Genomic DNA, 19,022 nt, shown 5'->3' on the forward strand with positions numbered 1-19,022 from the left:
CCGGCCGGCGTGGCTTTTTTTTAGAATCGGAAATCAACGCCGGCAAATATGGCTTGGCTGCGCACGTTCCCGGTGGGCAGCACGGTGTCGTAACGCGCATGGGCTGTTGCCGTCTTTCCCATCGGCAGGCTCAGTCCCAGGCCTACCGTGGTGAGCCCGCGCGTATCCTGTGTGCCTGGAATCAGAAATCTTGTGCCGTCGCCCGATGTGACCGACACGTCGCGCGCCCTGCCCTGCGTCTCGTAGGCATAGGCGACGCGCGCCTGGACGCGCCCGGCGCGGCTCGTGTAGGCCGGCTCGAAGGTATAGTCCAGGCTGACGTCCACATAGGGCTGCAGGCTGTCGAGGGTTTGTTGATCGACGGACAGGCGCTGGCTGGCCAGCCCGGTTTCATCCAGGCCCAGCCCCCTGACATGGGCGTAGCGCACCCCCAGTCGCGGGGTCAGCGTGACGGCCGTGGTGCCCAGGCTGAATGGCCGGCTCAGCTGCAATCCGGCATTGAATTCCTGGGCGTGGGCGCTGCCACGGGTATTCCCCAATGAACCGAAGTCGCGCCGGGTCGAGATAAAGTCATAGGCGTAGCCGGCGGTCATCGCGATATCCACGGCCCCCAAGGCGCGCGCACCATAGGCGGCCAGCCGCAGCGTATCCACCTCGCCGGACGCCTGGCCGGTGTCCTCGCGCACCTTGCCGTGGCTGTAGCCGCCCGCCAGCCCCACCGTCCAGGCACCCAGTGCGCGGTCGCTGCCCGCCACGAATCCGTAGCGGTCTTCACGCACATCCGGCGCGCCGTGATTCCCTTCGATGCGATTGAAGGTCCCGTTTGCCACGATCCATGCGGGGCGGCCCGAACGCGCGCAATTCCGGCTGTCCGAAGGCTCGCAGCTGCGGGCAAGCCGCTCGAGCAGCACACCGTTCACGCGTTGGGCGTCGCGCAACAGCGCCGAGCCCATCGCACCAAAGATCGTCGCATTGCCGGGGGCGATGACGAGGCCTCCGGTCAGGTTCAGGTCGACGGCGCTGGCGGAATACGTCAGGCCTTGCGTAAAACCCTCGGGCGTATTGCCGGACACGGTCGCGAATTTCCCGCTGACGGCGCCCGCGTCAATGATCTTGTAGCTTTTGGTGGTGTAGGTGCCTGGACCGTAGAGCACATCCAGTGTGCCGTTCAGTGTCGCGGTGCCCCCGACCTTCAGTTGCGAAGCCGCTGTGGGGCTGACATCGATACGCAAAGTAGCCGAGGGCGACTGGGTGTAGTCACCGCCGATCGTGAGGGTCCCGATCGAACCGCCCGGGCGGACAGTTCCGTCATTGTTGACCTTGCCCTGCACCGTGCCGTGTCCCCGCAGGGTGCCGTCCGCATTGACCTGGGCATCCCCCTGGATGCTGGCGGTCGGCGAATTTCGATCACCGATCTCCAGTGTGCCCGCGTTGACGGTGGTGCCGCCCGTGTAGGTATTTTGCCCATTCAGGATCACGGTATTGGCGCCGGTCTTGGTCAGTCCGCCGGTGGCCGACAAGACGCCGTCGTAGGTCGTATCGCCGGAGGCCTGCCCAAGGGTCAGGTTGCGGGCGCCATAGTCCACATTGCCGGTCCCCGTCAGGGCGCCGAAGCGCAAGTCCGTGGTCACCGCGGAGAAGTCCAGGAACCCCGCATTATCGATGCGGGTCGTCGCGTCCATAGCCACGTTCCCCGCAAAACTCGTGGTGCCGGTTTCCTGGTTGCTGATGGCGAGGCCCGTGGCGCTGGATCCGTCCAGGAAGGCCAGTGTCGCATCCGCGCCGCCCGAGGCATTGCCCACGACTACGGTCCCCATACTGCCCAGGCTGCTGCCGCTTGCGACGTTCAATTGCCCGGCGCGCACCGTGGTGCCCCCGGTGTAGGTATTGGCGCCGCTGAGCGTCAAGGTGCCGACGCCCGTCTTTGTGAGGGCGCCCGCGGCGGCACCATCCGCGATCACCCCCGAGAACGTCGATGCCGCACCTATCCCGTTCACGTCGATCGTGCCGCCACCCGCCTCGAGTGTCACGTTCCGGCTGGAGCTGTGCCAATTCCCAACCTGCAGGGCGCCGCCGTCGAACGTGAGTCCGCGCGAGGATTCACCCAGGCGACCGTCGCTCTCGCCAATGGCGAGGGTGCCCATTTTGATGAGAGTGCCCCCGGTGTAGCTATTGTTGTCGGTCAGGGTCAGGGTGCCCGCGCCGTCCTTGATGACCGCGCCGCCACCGGTGATGTAGGTGCCCAGAGTCTGGTCGGTGTCTTGATCGAAGGTCAGCGTGCCGCTGTCGACTCTGAGCACACCGTTCAGTACGGATCCGGTGTCCAGGATCAAGGTGTTGTCGCCCCCCAGGAAGTGGATGGCCGCGGCCTGTGCGCCCGTACCCCCCCGGAGCCCCCCTGATATCGTGCCGGCATTCGTGACGCGGATGCCTGTACCCACCACACCTGCGCCGCCATCGGCCGCCCCGACGACGGACCCCGTATCGCCGCCGGTCCCGCCGGCACCCCCGGTGATGGCGCCATTGTTTTGCAGGGCGCCGGCACCCTGAAACACCGCAGCCGCCCCACCCTGGCCTCCATAGCTGCCCGAACCCGTCGTGCCGTCGGCGCCACCCGTGCCGCCCGCGCCCCCCGTCAAGGCACCCTCATTGACGTAGCTGCCGCCGCTGGTCATCAACAAGGCGCCGCCGCCTTCGCCGCCGCCGCCGCCACCGCTGCCGCCCGTACTGGAACCCCCTGCGCCGCCCGCGCCTCCGGTGATGCTGCCATTGTTGACGCCGGCGCCGTCCAGTTGAAGCCCAAAACCACCACCGCCGCCACCGCCGCCGCCATCCACACCCGTGGAGGATCCGCCGCCGGCGCCGCCAACACCCCCATGGATGACACCGTCATTGATGGCCGTCGAGGCGCCCACGGCGCCGCCCGCACCACCCAGGCCGCCGGCATCCCCGCCGCCGTTCCCACCGGCGCCCCCCGCCCCGGTCGACAAACTGACGCCTCCGCCCCCGCCTCCACTGGCGTTACCGTCATCGAACAGACCGCTAGCGCCATCCGGACTGTCAGCCGTACCGCCCGCGCCGCCCAAGGGCAGACCGGTGCCGGCAGATCCGCCTCTACCGCCTTCGGCACACGCCGGTGCCGCCATCAGGCCGCCCAGGGCCAGCGCTAGGACGGCGATGAGGGGTCGCACGCCAGTGCGCGGGCCGGGATGCAAGTGGGACCGTTCCGATGCCGCATACAACGTACCCAGGGACGTATTCCGGACGACGCAGTAGGGGCGATTCATGCTTTGGCGGCCTTAAAAAAGAGGCCCAAACCGATCGGGATGGGCCTTGCGCGGGAAGCTCGGTGTGACGTGCGCACCTGAGAGTCGGAAATTTCAGTGAAACAAAAATAGAACATACGTAAACAATTATATTTCAATCTTTGCCGCCGCCAATAGAAACTGATGGAGCCTGTCGGTCGCCTCCCTTGCGGCCAGGGGGTGGGTGGACCTCAAGGACACGGGTTCGTCCGGGATGCGCTCGACCCGATCCAGGCGATCGACCGGCAGGCCGGTTTCCAGCAGCTCGTCCGTTTGCACCAGCAGGATCAGCGCCTCTACATGCCGATTCATCAGCAAGGCCATGCAGCGCGCAAAAAGCCCCGACACGGCCAGGGGCATCGGATTCCCGCCGGCGTCCTCGGTCGCCGCATGGCTGGTGACGTAACAGGCACGGCCCTGGGCGGCCCAGTGCGCCTGCCTGGCCCGCGCCTTGTGCCAGGCCGTCCCCGCCCCCACCACCGCCTCGATCGGGATACGGCCGTCGCCCGCGACAAGCAGCGCCATCAACGCGGGCAAGGTCTCCAGCGAGCTCTGGCTGGCCCCCAGCGAAGGCGCCGCGTTCACCTCGTTGATGACGGCGCCGTTCTCATGCCAGGGACGCGTGATGTCCGGCGAAATGATATCGACGCCCGCGACATCCAGACCGAAGAGCGATGCCGCCTGGATGGCAATCGCCGCATTGTCGGCATGAAGCGCCGCCGAAAAATCCTCGTCCCGCCCACCCCATTCAGTGGACTCGATCGGGCGCAGGGGCGCCCAGGTGCCGGGCGCCGGAATGCTGGACATCGTCAGGCCGGCACGGTCCAGGGCCGCGCAGGCCGGCGCATCCGAGGGATAGGGCGGCGGCCTGTCCCAGAGAGGGATCGATTGTCGTCGCGCATTGGCGTCCCGGATGCATTCGACCACGGTTCTCCGCCCATCGCCTTCAACGGAAACCGGCTGGCGCCTGACGGTGTACAGGACCCGCCCGCGCACGACCAGCACGCGATGGCAAACGCCGGGTGCCGGGCGCTCGACCAGGATCTGTTCGGAAAAGCCCAGCGCATGCTGGAAGGCGCGGCGCAATTCGATGTCGGAGCCAACATCCACCGTGACGCCCTCGCCGCGATCACGATCGGCCGGCTTGACCACCAGCGGCCAGCCCAATTGCTCCGCAGCCCCCAAAGCCCCCGCCTCGTCAGCGACGAGCCGGTGCTCGGGCGCGGGCAGCCCCATTTGCCGCATCCATTGCGCCGCCATGAATTTATGCTGTGCCGCATGGGCGCCGAGCAAAGCGTCGGTTTCCACCTTGCCGAGCCGCGTGCGCAGCGCGTGCCGGCCCCAGCCCAGCAAGAATACGCAATGACCCAGGTGACGCCAGGGGATGCCGCGTTCATGGGCGGTCCGCAGCAGGTGAATCGATGACTTTCCCGCCGGCAAAGCCCGTTCCAAGGGCTGCATCAGGTGTTCTTGCAGTTGCCGATACAAGGCCTCGGGGTCGGCAAAGCGCGCAAGATCGGCGGCGACTTCAAGCACCAGGGTCGTCGCGGTGTTATAGGCCAGGGAGGTGAGGTCGGCCGCCATGAAGTCCACCTGCGCAACCGCAACCCGAAAGATCCAGGCGCCCTCCTGGGCGGGATCGGCGTCGCAAGACAAAATGCGGCCCGGCTCGAATACGGGAATGTGCGCAGCGTATTGCAAGGCGGCCGCGACTTGCAAAATACGCCCCATCAATCGGGTCGCCTCGTGCCCGGATGCGCCTCCTGCGACCGTCCGCTGTATGGGGATCGCCAGTTTTTCCGCCAACCAGGCATCAAACCGTTCCCAATCGATGGCGGGCGGACAGTGGCCCAGGCGCATCGTCAGGATCTGGTCAGGCTGGCGCAGCCCATGATGAAAGCCGGCATGGCACACACTGTCTACGCTCATGTTCTATCGCTACCCGTCAATGACGGCCTACCTGTCGGATTGCCATCATTTTGCCTCGAAGCAGTCCGGCGGCAAAAGAAACGGGGCGCCGCGCGCCCCGTGCCCTATCCGCCGATGCCCGGCCTCAATGCCCGACCGAATGGGGTGTTTCAGTACTGTGGAAGATCGAGTCGTCGGCCTCGCCCTTGACTGTGAGGATGCCCGCCACGCCCTTTTCGACGCGCGACAAGGCGTGGTCCACCATGATGTAGTGGCCCGGGTAGTCGGTCTTGAACTCGACCATCGTGGCGCCGCCCGGCGGCACCAGGGTGGTCTGGACGTCGGTCAGCGGCTTGCTGGTCAGCGACGCCTGGTTGTAGACGCGATCGAACACCTCGCCGATGACGTGGAAGCTGGAGGTCAGGTTCGGTCCGCCCACGCCCATGAATATCCGCACGACGTCGCCCACGTTCGATTCCATGCTGTAGATCTTAGTCAGCGCGTCCATCGAGCCGTTGAACATCACGTGTTCGGGGTTCTCGGCCAGGAGCTTATCGAGCGAAAATTCCTGCAGGCCGCTCGCGCCGTGCTTCTGCGCGGTATAGAGCTCGCCCTGCATGACGTAGAACTCGTGGTCGACCTCGGGCAGGCCGCCCTCGGGCTCGACCAGGATCATCCCGTACATGCCGTTGGTGATGTGCTGGGCCACCATGGGGGTCGCGCAGTGATACACGAACAGCCCTGGGTGCATCGCCTTGAATGTGAAGCTCTTGGTCTGGCCCGGCGGCACCTGGGTGACGTCCGCCCCGCCCCCCGGCCCGGTCACCGCATGAAGGTCGATCGAGTGGATGTGCGTGCTGTCCTTGGGGTTGGTCACGTTGACGGTGACCCTATCGCCGACGCGCACGCGGATGAGGGGACCCGGCACCTTGTTGTTGAAAGTCCAGAACCGATACGTGCTGTTCTCGCCCAGGCGGGCCTCGATCTCGGTGGTCAGCAAGTCCACCGTGACATCCTGCGGCCCGCGCTTGCCCACGGGCTCGCCCACGTCATTGGGATCATGCGCGATTTGCGGCGCCTGGGGCTGGATGGCCGTCGAGGGCTCGCCCACGATGATCTTGCCGAACATGCCGGCCGCCTTGTGCCCCGGCAGGGTGCACAGGTATTCGAAGGTGCCGTTCTTGGACGCGCGGAACACGATCGCCGTGGCCGCCCCCTTGCCGGAGATATTGTCGGACTGGGCATGGAACTCGGGAACCGCGATGTCGTGCGTGGCACCGTCGCCGTTGATGAGGTTGATCTGCACCACGGCGCCCTCGGGCACCCTCAGGTCGGGATTGACCTGCTGGGCGATCGAGCCCTGGTCGCCGATGAACACCAGCTTGCCTTCTGCAATGGCTGTGCGCAGCGTGAACGTGACATCGGGCTTGTAGGTGACCGACCGGTCCACCCCATCATTGCCGTCGTGGGCCGCGAACGCAGCGCCGCCGAAGGCCAGCGAGATGAACAGCGCCAACGCCATCCAGAACGACATCCATACCGATTTCATCAAAATCCCCTTCTTTCAAGCATAGAATGACTCAACGTCGATCATATAGGTAGCCTATGATGTGCGCAACGAAAGCCTTGCCGAATTACTCCAAGCCACAAATATCCTGACAAAAACCTTATAATTCGACACTAGCCGTGGTCTTTTCCAATGGGGCCGTCACGTATACTGGCCCCATGATGACCAGGATTCAGTTTCCCGCGCCAGGAGCGCTTTTCCGTAGGCGATGCCTTGCTGACCGAAACCCTTTCCCCTGGACGCCCCTCGAAGGTCCGTATGCTCAGACGCGTACCTGTCGCCCCTGAGTCGACCCGCTGCTCCACCTGTATGCTGAACGCGATCTGCCTGCCGCTGGGCATGTCGCGCACCGACGTCACCAAGATGGACGAGCTGATCAAGGAGCGCATCCGGCTGGGCAAGGGCGGCGCCCTGTACCATCTGGGCGATCCGGTCGATGCCATCTACGGCATCCGCTCCGGCTCGCTCAAGACCCAGCTCGAGGACGCAGGCGGCCAGGTGCAGATCACCGGGTTCCTGCTGCCCGGAGAGATCCTCGGCCTGGACGGCCTGATGAATAACGAGCATGTCTCGCATGCGATCGCCCTGGAGGACTCCGAGGTCTGCATCATCCGGCTGGACGAAATGGACAAGCTCTCGCTGGAGCTGCCCTCGCTGCAATTGCAGCTGCGCCGCCTCATGAGCAAGGAAATCAACCGCTCGCACCAGCTGCTGCTCGCCTTGGGCAGCCTGCGCTCCGAGCAGCGCCTGGCGGCCTTTCTGCTGAACCTGTCACAGCGCCTGCAATTGCTGGGCTATTCGCCCTATGAATTCATCCTGCGCATGAGCCGCGAGGAAATCGGCAATTTCCTGGGTCTGACGCTGGAAACCGTCAGCCGCCTGTTTTCGCGGTTTGCCCGCGAGGGCCTGATCCGCGTCCAGCAGCGCGAGGTGCACATCCTCGACATGGGGGCGCTGCAGGCCCTGTCCGGCACGGATTGCGGCTAGCGTCCCGCGAGGATGCCCGGGGGCACAGCCGCATCGCGCAGCGGGTGACGCGGCCGTCTATTCGATGGGCTCGCCGAACTCGTCGAGTTCGATCCCCCGCGGCGCCATCTGCAGCGTCAAGGCGCTGGACAGCGCCGCCATCAGCCAGAACACGAAAAATCCCAGGCTGTAGACCAGTTGGCGCGAACCCTGCAGGTGATCCAGGAACACCACGTCCTGCGGATCCACCAGGGCGAACACGATAGCGCTGGTCGCCCCCGCCACCAGGAACGATGGCCACAATATCCACATCAGTTTGCGCAGTTTCGTCTTCATGGTTCCCCCTCGTGTCGAGCACATTCGCCGTCAATGCCCTGTTTTTTCTTGTGCGGGCGGACTGACGAGCAAACCCTGCCGTGTACCGCCGTCTTGTATGGCCTGGTCCCCATAGGACTGGAAGGCCAGGACGATTGTAACGACGCATCCGATGACCGCCAAGGCGGGCCCAAGCAGCAGCAGCCAGGGCCAGCGATGCCGCCACCACGGTGTGCCGGCGTCCGCGCCGTCCGGCTCGATCGATCGGGATTCCTTGTCTGTCATGGATTCACCTCGCGCCATCGGCCCGCCGGCTATCGCGGCACATAGAAGCTGGACTGCTCGACCACGGTACTGACATCGTCCGGCGTACGCGTGCCCACGCTCGTGAAGCTGATATCGTACAGCCCCGGCGCCAGACCCTGGGCGGGTGCGCGCAGGACCACCGGCACCAGGCGGTTGGACGAACCATCGACCTGCACGCTCGTGGCCCCGTCGGTGGTCTCGATGGCCAATCCCGGCACGCCGTCGGCGCTGAGCTTGAGCGTCACCGGCATTTCGGACGAATTGATGAACTGCAGGCGGTAGACATTCTCGATCATGCCGCCGGCGACCTCGCGCCCTAGCGCGCCGCGATCGCGGATCACGTCCATGCGCAGCGTCGTGCGCGTGGCCAGTGAAATCACGAAGCCGATGGCGATGGCGCCCAGCACCGCCGAATAGGCGATCACGCGCGGGCGCAGCATGCGGCGGCGCACCTGCTGCTGGGTCATGCCCTCGGTGATGGCGTTGCCCGAGGTATAGCGGATCAGGCCGGGCTCGTAGCCCATCTTGTCCATGACCTGGTCGCAGGCGTCCACGCAGGCGCCGCAGCCGATGCACATGTATTGCAGGCCGTCGCGGATGTCGATCCCCGTCGGGCAGACCTGCACGCACAGGCTGCAGTCCACGCAGTCGCCCATGCCGGCTTCCTTGTGGTCGATCTTGCGCGAGCGCCCGCCGCGCGGCTCGCCCCGGACGTGGTCATAGGTGACGACGAAGGTGTCGTCGTCGACCATGACGCTCTGGAAGCGGGCGTACGGGCACATGTACTTGCACACGGCCTCGCGCATGAAGCCGGCATTGCCCCAGGTCGCGAAGGCATAGAACAGCATCCAGAACCACTGCCAGGGACCCAGCTCGAAGGCCAGCAGGTCGGCGCCCAGGGTGCGGATCGGCGCGAAATACCCGATGAAGGTATAGCCGGTCCAGAGGGCGATCAGCAGCCACAGGAAATGCTTGGTCGCCTTCAGGCGCAGCTTGCGCCCGTTCCAGGGCTGCTCGTCCAGGCGGATGCGCGCCAGGCGGTCGCCCTCGACCTTGGCCTCGACCCACATGAAGATCTCGGTATAGACCGTCTGCGGACAGGCATAACCGCAGAACAAGCGCCCCGCCATGGCCGTGAACAGGAACAGCGCAAAGGCCGAAAGCACCAGCAGGACCGCCAGATAGATGACGTCCTGCGGCCACATCACCATGCCGAAGAGGTAGAACTTGCGGGCGCCCAGGTCGAACAGCACCGCCTGGCGGCCGTTCCATTGCAGCCACGGCAAGCCGTAGAAAATCAGCTGGGTGAGGAACACCATGGCCACCCGGATCCGGGCATAGTTGCCCGACACCGAACGCGGATAGATCTTGGAGCGGACCTCGGCCAGCGCCCGCTCGACCTGCGGCGAGGATCCTCCCGACCCCTTGCGCACGCGGGGGCGCTCCGGGGCAGGTGTGCGACGAGCCTTTTGCTCGGCCACCATTTCGGGGAATTCCTTGCTCATGATGTCCTCGATGTCGATTCAGTGGGCCGCGGGGGCGGCCGGTGCCGGCGCACCTTACTCGTTGGATTGTCCCCAGACCCAGGCGGCCAGCAGCTTGATCTGCTCGGGCGTCAGGATATGTTCCTGGGCGGGCATCTGGTTGTCGCGGCCTTCCAGGATGGTTTCGACGATGGTCGCCTCGGAGCTGCCGTACAGCCAGACGTCGTCGGTCAGGTCGGGCGCGCCCACCAGGGTGTTGCCCTTGCCTTCGGCGCCGTGGCAGGCCACGCAGAAGGTATCGAAGCCGCGCTTGCCGGGCACCACCCGCAGGGGATCGTGCGCCAGACCCGAGAGCGAGCGCACGTACTGCGCGATGTTGGAGGCCTCGTCGGGCTTGATCGAGGCCTTCCAGGGCGGCATGATGCCGTGGCGGCCCTGGGTGATGGTCTGCAGGATCTGGTCCGGCTCGCCGCCCCACAGCCATGCCTTGTCGGTCAGGTTGGGAAAGCTGCGTCCGCCCTTGGCATCGGATCCATGGCATTGGGCGCAGTTGTTCAGGAACAGGCGCTGGCCGATCTCGCGCGCGCCCTCGTCGCGGGCGATGTCGGGGATGGACATCGCGGCGAAACGCTCGTAGATGGGCTGGATGCGGGTGTTCAGGGCCTCCTGTTCCTGCTGGACCTGCTTGCCGGCGGTGAAACCCAGCGTGCCCTCGTAGGTGCCCAGCCCCGGATACAGAACCAGGTAGCCCAGCGCGAATATGCACAGGGCCAGATACATCACCGTCCACCAGCGCGGCACCGGATTGTTGAGTTCGCTCAGGTCGCCGTCCCATACGTGCCCGGTGTCCTCGACGACCTCGACATTGCGCTTGAGCCAGGCGCGCTGGGAGAACAGCAGGTAGATGCACCAGGCAATGCCGCCCAGCGCGATGACGGCGATGTAATAGCCCCAGAAACCGCTGATGAAATCACTCATTTGTATCCCCGACTTTCTTGTGCTGCTGAAATTCCTCGGGCAGCGCGAACGGCAGCATCGATGCCTGCTGGTTCGCCTCGGCGCGGCGCGCCGACCAGGCCCACCAGACGATGCCGCCGAATGTGATCATCCCGAGGACCGTCATGATTCCATTGATGACGCCGACCATGTCAGTGGCTCCCCGCTTCCATGGCCGCGGCGGCGGCCGCGCGCCCGCCGACCCCCAGGCCTTGCAGATAGGCCACGATGGCGTCTTCCTCGGTCTTGCCTTCGAGCTGCTCGGGCGCCGCGGCGATCTCTTCGTCGGTATAGGGCACACCCAGCGTGCGCAGCGCGCGCATGCGGGCCTGGACGTCCACGCCCTCGACCGAATTGCGCTGCAGCCACGGATAGGCCGGCATGTTGGACTCCTTGACCACGGCGCGCGGATCGCGCAGGTGGATCCGGTGCCATTCGTCGGAATAGCGCTGGCCCACGCGCGCCAGGTCGGGGCCGGTGCGCTTGGAACCCCACAGGAAGGGATGGTCGTACATCGACTCGGCGGCGATGGAGTACGGACCGTAGCGCTGGACCTCGGACTGCAGCATGCGGATCTGCTGCGAATGGCAGCCCACGCAGCCCTCGCGGATGTAGACGTCGCGCCCGACCAGGTTCAGCGCCTCGTAGGGCCGCACGCCTTCGACCGGGGTGGTCGTGGAGTGCTGGAAGAACAGCGGGATGATCTGGACCAGGCCGGAGAACGACACCACCAGGATGCTGAAGACGATCAGCAATCCGACGTTGCGCTCCAGCAGCTCATGCGAAAAACGCTTCTTGGCTTTGGTATTGGACATGAATGAAGCTCCTTAAGCCGATGCGGCCACGGCGGCGGTGCGGGGAACGGCGTCCGCGGCGTTGTCCAGCGGCACGAGCGGATCGACGCCTTCCCGCCCCTTGACGGTCAACCAGGTGTTCCAGGCCATCACGCACATGCCGGCCAGGAAGCACAGGCCGCCGATCATGCGGATGGTGTAGAACGGATAGGTGGACTTCACGACCTCGACGAAGCTGTAGGTCAGCGTGCCGTCCTCGCCGGTGGCGCGCCACATCAGCCCTTGCATCACGCCGGCGATCCACATCGAGGCGATGTAGAGGACCACGCCGATGGTCGCCAGCCAGAAGTGCAGGCTGATCATTTCCTTGCTGGCCATGGCCTCGCGGCCGTACAGGCGCGGGATCAGGTAGTACAGCGAGCCGAAGGTGATCATCGCCACCCAGCCCAGGGCGCCCACGTGGACGTGGCCGACGGTCCAGTCGGTGTAGTGCGACAGCGCGTTGACCGTGCGGATGGACATCATCGAGCCCTCGAAGGTCGCCATGCCGTAAAAGGACAGCGCCACCACCAGGAACTTGAGGATGGGATCGGTGCGCAGCTTGTGCCAGGCGCCCGACACCGTCATGATGCCGTTGATCATGCCGCCCCAGGACGGCGCCAGCAGGATCAGCGAGAACGCCATGCCCAGGGACTGCGTCCAATCGGGCAGCGAGGTGTACAGCAGGTGATGGGGGCCGGCCCACATGTAGGTGAACGCCAGCGCCCAGAAGTGCACGATCGACAGGCGGTACGAATAGATGGGCCGCTCCGCCTGCTTGGGCACGAAGTAATACATCATGCCCAGGAAGCTCGTGGTGAGGAAAAAGCCCACGGCGTTGTGGCCGTACCACCATTGCACCATGGCGTCCTGCACCCCGCCGTAGGCGGAGTAGGATTTCCAGAACGACACCGGGATCTCGATGTTGTTGAAGATGTGCAGGATGGCGATGGTGAGGATGTAGGACCCGAAGAACCAGTTCGCCACATAGATGTGCTTGACGCGGCGCTTGGCGATGGTGCCGAAGAACACGATCGCGTAGGCCACCCACACCAGGGTGATGAGGATGTCGATCGGCCATTCGAGCTCGGCATATTCCTTGGTGCTGGTGTATCCCAGCGGCAGGGTGATGACCGCCGCCACGATCACGGCCTGCCAGCCCCAGAACGTGAACGACGCGAGCTTGTCGCTGAACAGCCGCACCTGGCAGGTGCGCTGCACCACGTAGTACGAGGTGGCGAACAGGCCGCTGCCGCCGAAGGCGAAGATCACGGCATTGGTATGCAGCGGGCGCAGGCGCCCATAGGTCAGCCATGGCGTCTCGAAATTGAGTTCGGGCCAGATCAGTTGCGAGGCGATCAGCACGCCGACCGCCATGCCCACGACGCCCCACACGATGGTCGCGATCGTGAATTGCCTGACGACGCCGTAGTTGAAGGTTTCGGCCTGTGTCCCTTGGGATCCGGACATGCCCATGCGCTTTCCCCTAAAACAAGTTAAGACATTAATTTTTTGAAACGGTGAATAATCCCTTAGCCGAGGCAAAGGCACATTGATCTGCATCAAACACGCTAGGTGTGCGGCCGATCGTCATCCTGCAGGATGGATCGGGCCGCATCCTGCGTATCGTCGAACTGACCGGAAAAAATCGCCCACCAGAACGCCACGCCGATCCCCGCCACGAACAGCAACGAAATCGGCAGCAGGAGGAATAGCGCATCCATGCCACGGCCTCAGGCCAGCCCCGGCGCCAGCGGCGCCGCGCCGGGCGCGGCCATGCGCGTCAGGCGCCAGGCGTTGGCAACCACGGCCAGCGAGGAGGCCAGCATGGTGAGCGCGGCCAGCCAGGGCTGGACCCAGCCCAGGGCCGCCAGCGGTGTCATCAACAGATGCCAGGCGAGCGAACCGTGGAGGCTCTGTCGGGCGATCCGGGCCGTGGCGCGATCCAGTGCGCGCGCGTCATCGCCGCCCAGCGCACCGCCCTCGCGCAACTGAACGGCACGCCGCGCGGCCAAGGCCGTGGGCACCGACATCGACATTGCACAGGGACAGCTCATGACCAGCAGGGCGACGGTCACCGCCAGGGCATGCTGGGGTGCCGTCTGCAACCAGTACAGGCCCACCACGCCGGCCAGCAGGATCTGCACCACGACGAACCAGAACGCCAGGCGGTCGGCCGAGCGCAGCAGCGGCGCCTCGTCGAATCCCCCGGACTGCCCGGATACCGCCTGCTGCGCACAGGTCTCGAGGTAGCGCGCCGTCAGCAGGAAGGCAACGAACATCGAGACCGAATCGAAATAGACCTCGCCCGCATTCATCCAGGTGGCGTGGACGCTGGGGATGAAGGCGGCGAGTATGCCCAGGGCCACCGGCACGTCCATGCCCACGCGCAGCCGGCCGACGTCGCGCCAGGCACCGCGCCAGACGGGCCAGGCGCAATACAGCACCACCGGCACGCACAGCACCAGGCTGCCCCAGTTCATGAGGACGATGGCGTCCTCGAGCGAGGCCTGGGACTCGGCCGTGCGCACGCCGCCGCGCAGATAGCCGGGAAACGCCAGCATCATGACCTGCATCATGGCCAGCCACGCCAAGCCAGTGCGCGCCAGCATGTGGCGGCGCGCGCGACGCATCCCCCCGATCATGCCAGGGGGCGGGGAAAACAGTGAAACTCGGGGCATGCGGGCACTATATCGACGGGGTTCCCCCTCAGCCTTGATTTAAATCAAAGTGAGGTCATTGCCCCCGCTGGCGACGCGGAAATACCACATTGACGACTACACGGGTGTCTCGGCAAGCAGTCGCTCAGCCACACACGCGAAATATAGGTCTTCGGCAACAGTCGGACCGCAACGAAAGAGCCGTAATTCCATCGCTGTCCGGTCTCATGACATATCGCTCTCTGACAAAAGCGAAAAACGCATCAGCGTGCGTACCCTGGCCTGCGCATGGTTAACGACAGGCAGCGGGTAGTCCGTACCCAGGCGCAAACCGCAGGCGGCCAGCGCGGCGGACCCCATGGCGGCCGGGAAGTGAATATGCGCATCGGGCACGCACCTCAGCTCGGGCAGGTAGCGGCGGATGAACGTGCCGTCCGGGTCGAACCGCTGCGACTGCGTGATGGGATTGAAGATGCGGAAGTGGGGCTGCGCGTCGCAGCCCGTGGAAGCCGCCCACTGCCAGCCGCCGTTGTTGGCGGCCAGGTCGTAGTCGTTGAGGTGCCGGGCAAAGAAACGCTCGCCGCGGCGCCAGTCGATGCCCAGATCCTTGGTCAAGAAGCTCGCCACCACCATGCGCAGGCGGTTGTGCATATAGCCCGTCAGCAGCAGCTGGCGCATGGCGGCATCCACCAACGGATAGCCAGTGCGAGCCTCGCACCAGGCCTGCCAGAGCTCGGGCGCATCGTCCCATTGCACGCGGTCGTACGCGGGCTTGAAGGACCGGGTGACCACCTGCGGGTAGTGCCACAGGATCATGAAGTAAAAATCACGCCAGGCCAGTTCGGACAGCCAGCTCTGCGCACCCGCGCAGCCTTGCCTCGCCTGCAGCGCCGCTAGCGCGGCGAGTTGGCGAATGGACACGGTGCCAAAGCGCAGGTGCACCGACAAGTAGGACACGCCCTTGCGCCCGGGATAGTCACGCATCTCGTGGTAAGCCGCCATGCGCGGCACAAAGTCTTGCAGCAGCCGCTGCGCGCCCTGCATGCCCGGCGGCAAGGGTAACGCCGCCAGGTTGGTGGATACAAAGCCCAGATCGGCCAGTGTGGGCAGCGCCTCCCCAGTTGGAAGGGGTGCCAGGTGGCGGGCGTAGCGCTCCACTGGATAAGGCTTGAGTTGAAACGCATCCAACTTCCGCAGCCAGGCCCGCTTGTAGGGCGTAAATACACTATAGGGTCGACCCTGCTGAGTCAGCACTTCGCTTTTTTCCAGCAGCACCTGATCCTTGTAGTCGCTGAAGGCAATGCCCACCGCCCGCAGCGCTTGCGCCGTCTGCTGGTCGCGGTCCCGCGCATCGGGCTCGTAGTCGCTATTGGTCAGCACCTCGTGCACGCCCAGGCTTTGGGCCAGCTGTACGAGGGTGGCCACGGCGGGGCCGTGGCGCACGATCAATCCTCCTCCGGGTGCGCCGCTGCGCATGGCAAGCTGACGCAGCCCCTCGTCCAATGCCTGCACGCTCGAATGGATGAATTCCACACGCCGGTCGCTGCGGGTGGGCAAAGCGTTCAGTATGTCGGTATCGAACACAAAAGCGCAATACACCTGTTCAAATCGGTGCAAGGCGTAGTACAGGGCGGCATGGTCCTCACAGCGCAGATCGCGGCGCATCCACACCAGAGCAGTACGGGACATGGGAAAAGCCAGCCAAAACAAGACTAAAAAAGATGGGGACCGAAACGTTGCCGTTGAAACACCGGGCCAACATTCAAGGCGGCCCAAGCTTGGTATGCTAGCACCCACCGCACGCGCCTGATGAACCGCGCAGCCTCAGTGGTCTCCTCGTCTAGTCCTCTCGCAGCCATGAATCCCGATTTGATACCGTTGTTGCAAACCGCTGTGGAGCAAGCATTCAATGCCGTGGTCATCACCGATGCCCGCCTGCACGATGGCGGCCCCTACATCACCTACTGCAACCCGGCGTTCTGCCGCATGACAGGCTATGCCGCCATCGATCTGCTGGGGCATTCGCCGCGCTTGCTGCAGGGTCCACAAACTGACCCGCTTGTGCTGCAACGCCTGCGCGAATGCCTGCATAAAGAACAGTTCTTCCAAGGTTCGACAGTGAATTACCGCAAGGATGGCAGCAGCTATCTGGTGGAATGGAATATTTCCCCCGTGCGCGATGCACAGGGGCGGCTGCAGGCTTACGTGTCGGTGCAGCACGATATCACGGCACGGGTGCGTGCCGAGCAACACCAGGCCCTGCTGGCGCGGGCACTGAACGCCACGCAGGATTCGGTAGTGATTGCCGATCAGCGGGGACAGATTCTGTTCGTCAACCAAGCTTTTGAAGCGCTGACCGGCTACTGCAGCGATGAGGTGCAAGGATGCACGCCCACGTTTTTGCAATCGGATGAACACCCGCCTGCCTTCTACGCCCGTCTGCGCGAAACCCTGGCACGTGGCGAAAGTTGCCAGGCAACCGTTGCCAATCGGCGCAAGGACGGCAGCATTTTCCATGCGGCACAAACCATCACCCCGCTCAAGGATGAGGCGGGCATCACCCAGCACTACGTCAGCGTGGCCAAGGATGTAACCCGGCTGGTGAAGCACACACAAGAGCTGCGCGAACTGGCCGATCACGATGCCTTGACCGGCCTGCTCAACCGCCATGCAGGCGAGCGGCAATTGCAGCGCTGCCAGCGGGCCGCAAAAATGGAATGCCAAGGCTACGCCTTGATCCTGGCCGATATCGACAACTTCAAGTCCATCAACGACAGATTTGGCCATGAGGAAGGCGACAACGTCCTCAAACGCTGTGCTGCTTTGCTCGGCCGCACGGTGCGCAGTGGCGATGCGCTGGTGCGCTGGGGTGGGGAAGAGTTTCTGATTGTGTTGCCCAACTGCCAGCTGCAGGCTGCGCGGGAGCTGGCCGAGCGAGTGCGCCGAGCCATGGGCAGCGAACAAGATGCCGTTGTGGGTACCGTCACCCTATCGCTGGGTGTGGCTGCGTGGCAGCCGGGGGAATCCCGCCGCACTTTGCTGCAACGCACCGATCAGGCGCTCTATCACGCCAAAGCCAAAGGCCGCAACCAAGTGGTGGTCGCGGCCTGAAACGTTGCGGCACAAAACACGAGGGTGATCCAAGTGGGCAGGCCGCCCACAGTGCGGGCTGGAGAAGTCCCTTGACTTCTCCGGGCTCAGGCCCGCTGCGGCTCAGGCCACCCGGGCCTCCTGGTCCTCATGATCGAACTGGGCCTCCTCGGTCGAGCCGGCCAGGGCGGTGGTCGAGGACTGGCCGCCCTCGATGGCCTGGGTGACGGCGTCGAAATAGCCCACCCCGACCTCGCGCTGGTGCTTGACCGCGGTGAATCCCTTGTCGGCGGCGGCGAATTCCTTTTGCTGCAGCTCGACGAAGGCGCTCATCTGGCTGCGCGCGTAGCCGTGGGCCAGCTCGAACATGCTGTAGTTCAGGGCATGGAACCCGGCCAGGGTGATGAACTGGAACTTGTAGCCCATGGCGCCCAGCTCGCGCTGGAACTTGGCCACCGTCGCGTCGTCCAGGTTCTTTTTCCAGTTGAACGAGGGCGAGCAGTTGTAGGCCAGCATCTTGCCCGGGAACTGGCGGTGGATCGCCTCGGCGAACTGGCGCGCATAGTCCAGGTTCGGCGTCGAGGTCTCGCACCAGACCAGGTCGGCGTACGGCGCGTAGGCCAGGCCGCGGGAAATCGCCTGGTCCAGGCCGGCGCGGGTGCGGTAGAAGCCCTCGATCGTGCGCTCTCCCGTGACGAAGGACGCATCGTTCTCGTCGATGTTGCTGGTCAACAGGTCGGCCGCTTCGGCATCGGTGCGCGCCACCAGCAGCGTGGGCACGCCAAGCACGTCGGCGGCCAGACGGGCGGAGACCAGCTTGGCGACCGCCTCGCGGGTGGGCACGAGCACCTTGCCGCCCATGTGGCCGCATTTCTTGACCGAGGCCAGCTGGTCCTCGAAGTGCACGCCCGCGGCGCCCGCCTCGATCATGGCCTTCATCAGTTCGAAGGCGTTGAGCACGCCGCCGAAGCCCGCCTCGGCATCCGCGACGATGGGCGCGTAATAGTCGACATAGCCTTCGTCGCCCGGGTTGCGCCCCTCCATCCATTGGATCTGATCGCAGCGGGTCAGGGCGTTGTTGATCCGGCGCACCACGCTGGGCACGGAATTGGCGGGATACAGGGACTGGTCGGGATACATCTCGCCCGCGATGTTGGCATCGCCCGCCACCTGCCAGCCCGACAGATAGATGGCCTTGAGGCCGGCCTTGACCTGCTGCATGGCCTGGTTGCCCGTCAGCGCGCCCAGGGCGTTGACGAAATCCTCCTCGTGCAGCAGTTGCCACAGGCGTTTCGCGCCACGGCGCGCCAAGGTGTGCTCGACGACCACGGAGCCCCGCAGCCGCACCACCTCGTCAGCGTCGTAGCCCCGCTTGATGCCCTGCCAGCGCGGATCCTCGGCCCATTGCCGCTGGAGGTCGCGCACTTCGCTCTCACGTGTCTTCATGGTCTGCTCCTCGATCAAAGAAAAAAGAAATCCTTGGGAAACAGTCTATGCGGATGGCGCAGCGCACACAGCACTTATATCTTATATAAGACAAAATTTTTTCATTTTATAAATCAAATGATTAACGATACGTTTCCATGTTATGA

General features: G+C 64.7%; 16 protein-coding genes. 2 read left to right on the forward strand and 14 right to left on the reverse strand.

Annotated features, from left to right (window positions below; all coding sequences use genetic code 11):
* Nucleotides 1-20: 20 nt before the first annotated feature.
* From OOZ48_RS01720 to nirK, 3 genes are all read right to left on the reverse strand, one after another.
* Nucleotides 21-2,990, reverse strand: a complete 2,970-nt coding sequence (locus OOZ48_RS01720; RefSeq protein WP_269495066.1) for an autotransporter outer membrane beta-barrel domain-containing protein — start codon at nucleotides 2,988-2,990, stop codon at nucleotides 21-23.
* A 423-nt stretch (nucleotides 2,991-3,413) separates the two neighbouring features.
* Nucleotides 3,414-5,234: a hypothetical protein gene (locus OOZ48_RS01725; protein ID WP_269495068.1), complete on the reverse strand. Its 1,821-nt coding sequence runs from the start codon at nucleotides 5,232-5,234 to the stop codon at nucleotides 3,414-3,416.
* A 124-nt stretch (nucleotides 5,235-5,358) separates the two neighbouring features.
* A complete protein-coding gene (nirK, locus tag OOZ48_RS01730) occupies nucleotides 5,359-6,762 on the reverse strand; it encodes a copper-containing nitrite reductase (RefSeq protein ID WP_269495070.1) in 1,404 nt (467 codons plus the stop codon).
* A 276-nt stretch (nucleotides 6,763-7,038) separates the two neighbouring features.
* Here nirK and OOZ48_RS01735 point away from each other — a divergent pair, with 276 nt between their 5' ends.
* On the forward strand, nucleotides 7,039-7,767 hold the full coding sequence (locus OOZ48_RS01735; protein ID WP_269495072.1) for a helix-turn-helix domain-containing protein: 729 nt from the start codon (nucleotides 7,039-7,041) through the stop codon (nucleotides 7,765-7,767).
* Nucleotides 7,768-7,824: 57 nt separating this feature from the next.
* On the opposite strand, the gene OOZ48_RS01740 is transcribed toward OOZ48_RS01735, so the two are convergent.
* From OOZ48_RS01740 to OOZ48_RS01785, 10 genes are all read right to left on the reverse strand, one after another.
* The gene (locus OOZ48_RS01740) at nucleotides 7,825-8,082 is read right to left on the reverse strand and encodes a hypothetical protein (RefSeq protein ID WP_269495074.1); all 258 of its coding nucleotides are present in this window, start codon (nucleotides 8,080-8,082) and stop codon (nucleotides 7,825-7,827) included.
* Between the two features lie 30 nt (nucleotides 8,083-8,112).
* Nucleotides 8,113-8,346 (reverse strand): hypothetical protein, encoded by a 234-nt coding sequence (locus tag OOZ48_RS01745; RefSeq protein ID WP_269495076.1) that lies wholly within the window; start codon nucleotides 8,344-8,346, stop codon nucleotides 8,113-8,115.
* A 29-nt stretch (nucleotides 8,347-8,375) separates the two neighbouring features.
* Nucleotides 8,376-9,872, reverse strand: a complete 1,497-nt coding sequence (gene ccoG / locus OOZ48_RS01750) for a cytochrome c oxidase accessory protein CcoG (RefSeq protein ID WP_269495078.1) — start codon at nucleotides 9,870-9,872, stop codon at nucleotides 8,376-8,378.
* 54 nt (nucleotides 9,873-9,926) lie between these two features.
* Entirely contained in the window at nucleotides 9,927-10,829 is a 903-nt protein-coding gene (ccoP, locus tag OOZ48_RS01755; protein ID WP_269495080.1) for a cytochrome-c oxidase, cbb3-type subunit III, read from the reverse strand.
* Complete coding sequence (locus OOZ48_RS01760; protein ID WP_269495082.1) at nucleotides 10,822-10,998, reverse strand: cbb3-type cytochrome oxidase subunit 3; 177 nt, start codon at nucleotides 10,996-10,998, stop codon at nucleotides 10,822-10,824. Before OOZ48_RS01760 ends, ccoP begins: the two co-directional genes overlap by 8 nt.
* Nucleotide 10,999: 1 nt before the next feature.
* Nucleotides 11,000-11,662, reverse strand: a complete 663-nt coding sequence (ccoO, locus tag OOZ48_RS01765; protein ID WP_269495084.1) for a cytochrome-c oxidase, cbb3-type subunit II — start codon at nucleotides 11,660-11,662, stop codon at nucleotides 11,000-11,002.
* A 12-nt stretch (nucleotides 11,663-11,674) separates the two neighbouring features.
* On the reverse strand, nucleotides 11,675-13,156 hold the full coding sequence (gene ccoN, locus OOZ48_RS01770) for a cytochrome-c oxidase, cbb3-type subunit I (RefSeq protein WP_269495086.1): 1,482 nt from the start codon (nucleotides 13,154-13,156) through the stop codon (nucleotides 11,675-11,677).
* A gap of 95 nt (nucleotides 13,157-13,251) precedes the next feature.
* Nucleotides 13,252-13,404 carry a cbb3-type cytochrome oxidase assembly protein CcoS gene (gene ccoS / locus OOZ48_RS01775; RefSeq protein ID WP_269495088.1) on the reverse strand — a complete coding sequence of 51 codons (153 nt, stop codon included), beginning with the start codon at nucleotides 13,402-13,404 and terminating at the stop codon, nucleotides 13,252-13,254.
* 9 nt (nucleotides 13,405-13,413) lie between these two features.
* Nucleotides 13,414-14,361, reverse strand: coding sequence for a P-type ATPase (locus OOZ48_RS01780; RefSeq protein ID WP_269495090.1), 948 nt, complete (start codon nucleotides 14,359-14,361; stop codon nucleotides 13,414-13,416).
* Between the two features lie 204 nt (nucleotides 14,362-14,565).
* Entirely contained in the window at nucleotides 14,566-16,029 is a 1,464-nt protein-coding gene (locus tag OOZ48_RS01785; RefSeq protein ID WP_269495092.1) for a cryptochrome/photolyase family protein, read from the reverse strand.
* 168 nt (nucleotides 16,030-16,197) lie between these two features.
* Here OOZ48_RS01785 and OOZ48_RS01790 point away from each other — a divergent pair, with 168 nt between their 5' ends.
* The gene (locus tag OOZ48_RS01790) at nucleotides 16,198-17,451 is read left to right on the forward strand and encodes a sensor domain-containing diguanylate cyclase (protein WP_269495094.1); all 1,254 of its coding nucleotides are present in this window, start codon (nucleotides 16,198-16,200) and stop codon (nucleotides 17,449-17,451) included.
* Nucleotides 17,452-17,553: 102 nt separating this feature from the next.
* Here the strand turns inward: OOZ48_RS01790 and aceA are convergent, their stop codons facing one another.
* Complete coding sequence (gene aceA / locus OOZ48_RS01795) at nucleotides 17,554-18,876, reverse strand: isocitrate lyase (RefSeq protein ID WP_269495096.1); 1,323 nt, start codon at nucleotides 18,874-18,876, stop codon at nucleotides 17,554-17,556.
* Between the last annotated feature and the right edge of the window lie 146 nt (nucleotides 18,877-19,022).

It is taken from the genome of Castellaniella sp. S9 (assembly GCF_027257175.1).
Lineage (GTDB): Bacteria > Pseudomonadota > Gammaproteobacteria > Burkholderiales > Burkholderiaceae_B > Castellaniella.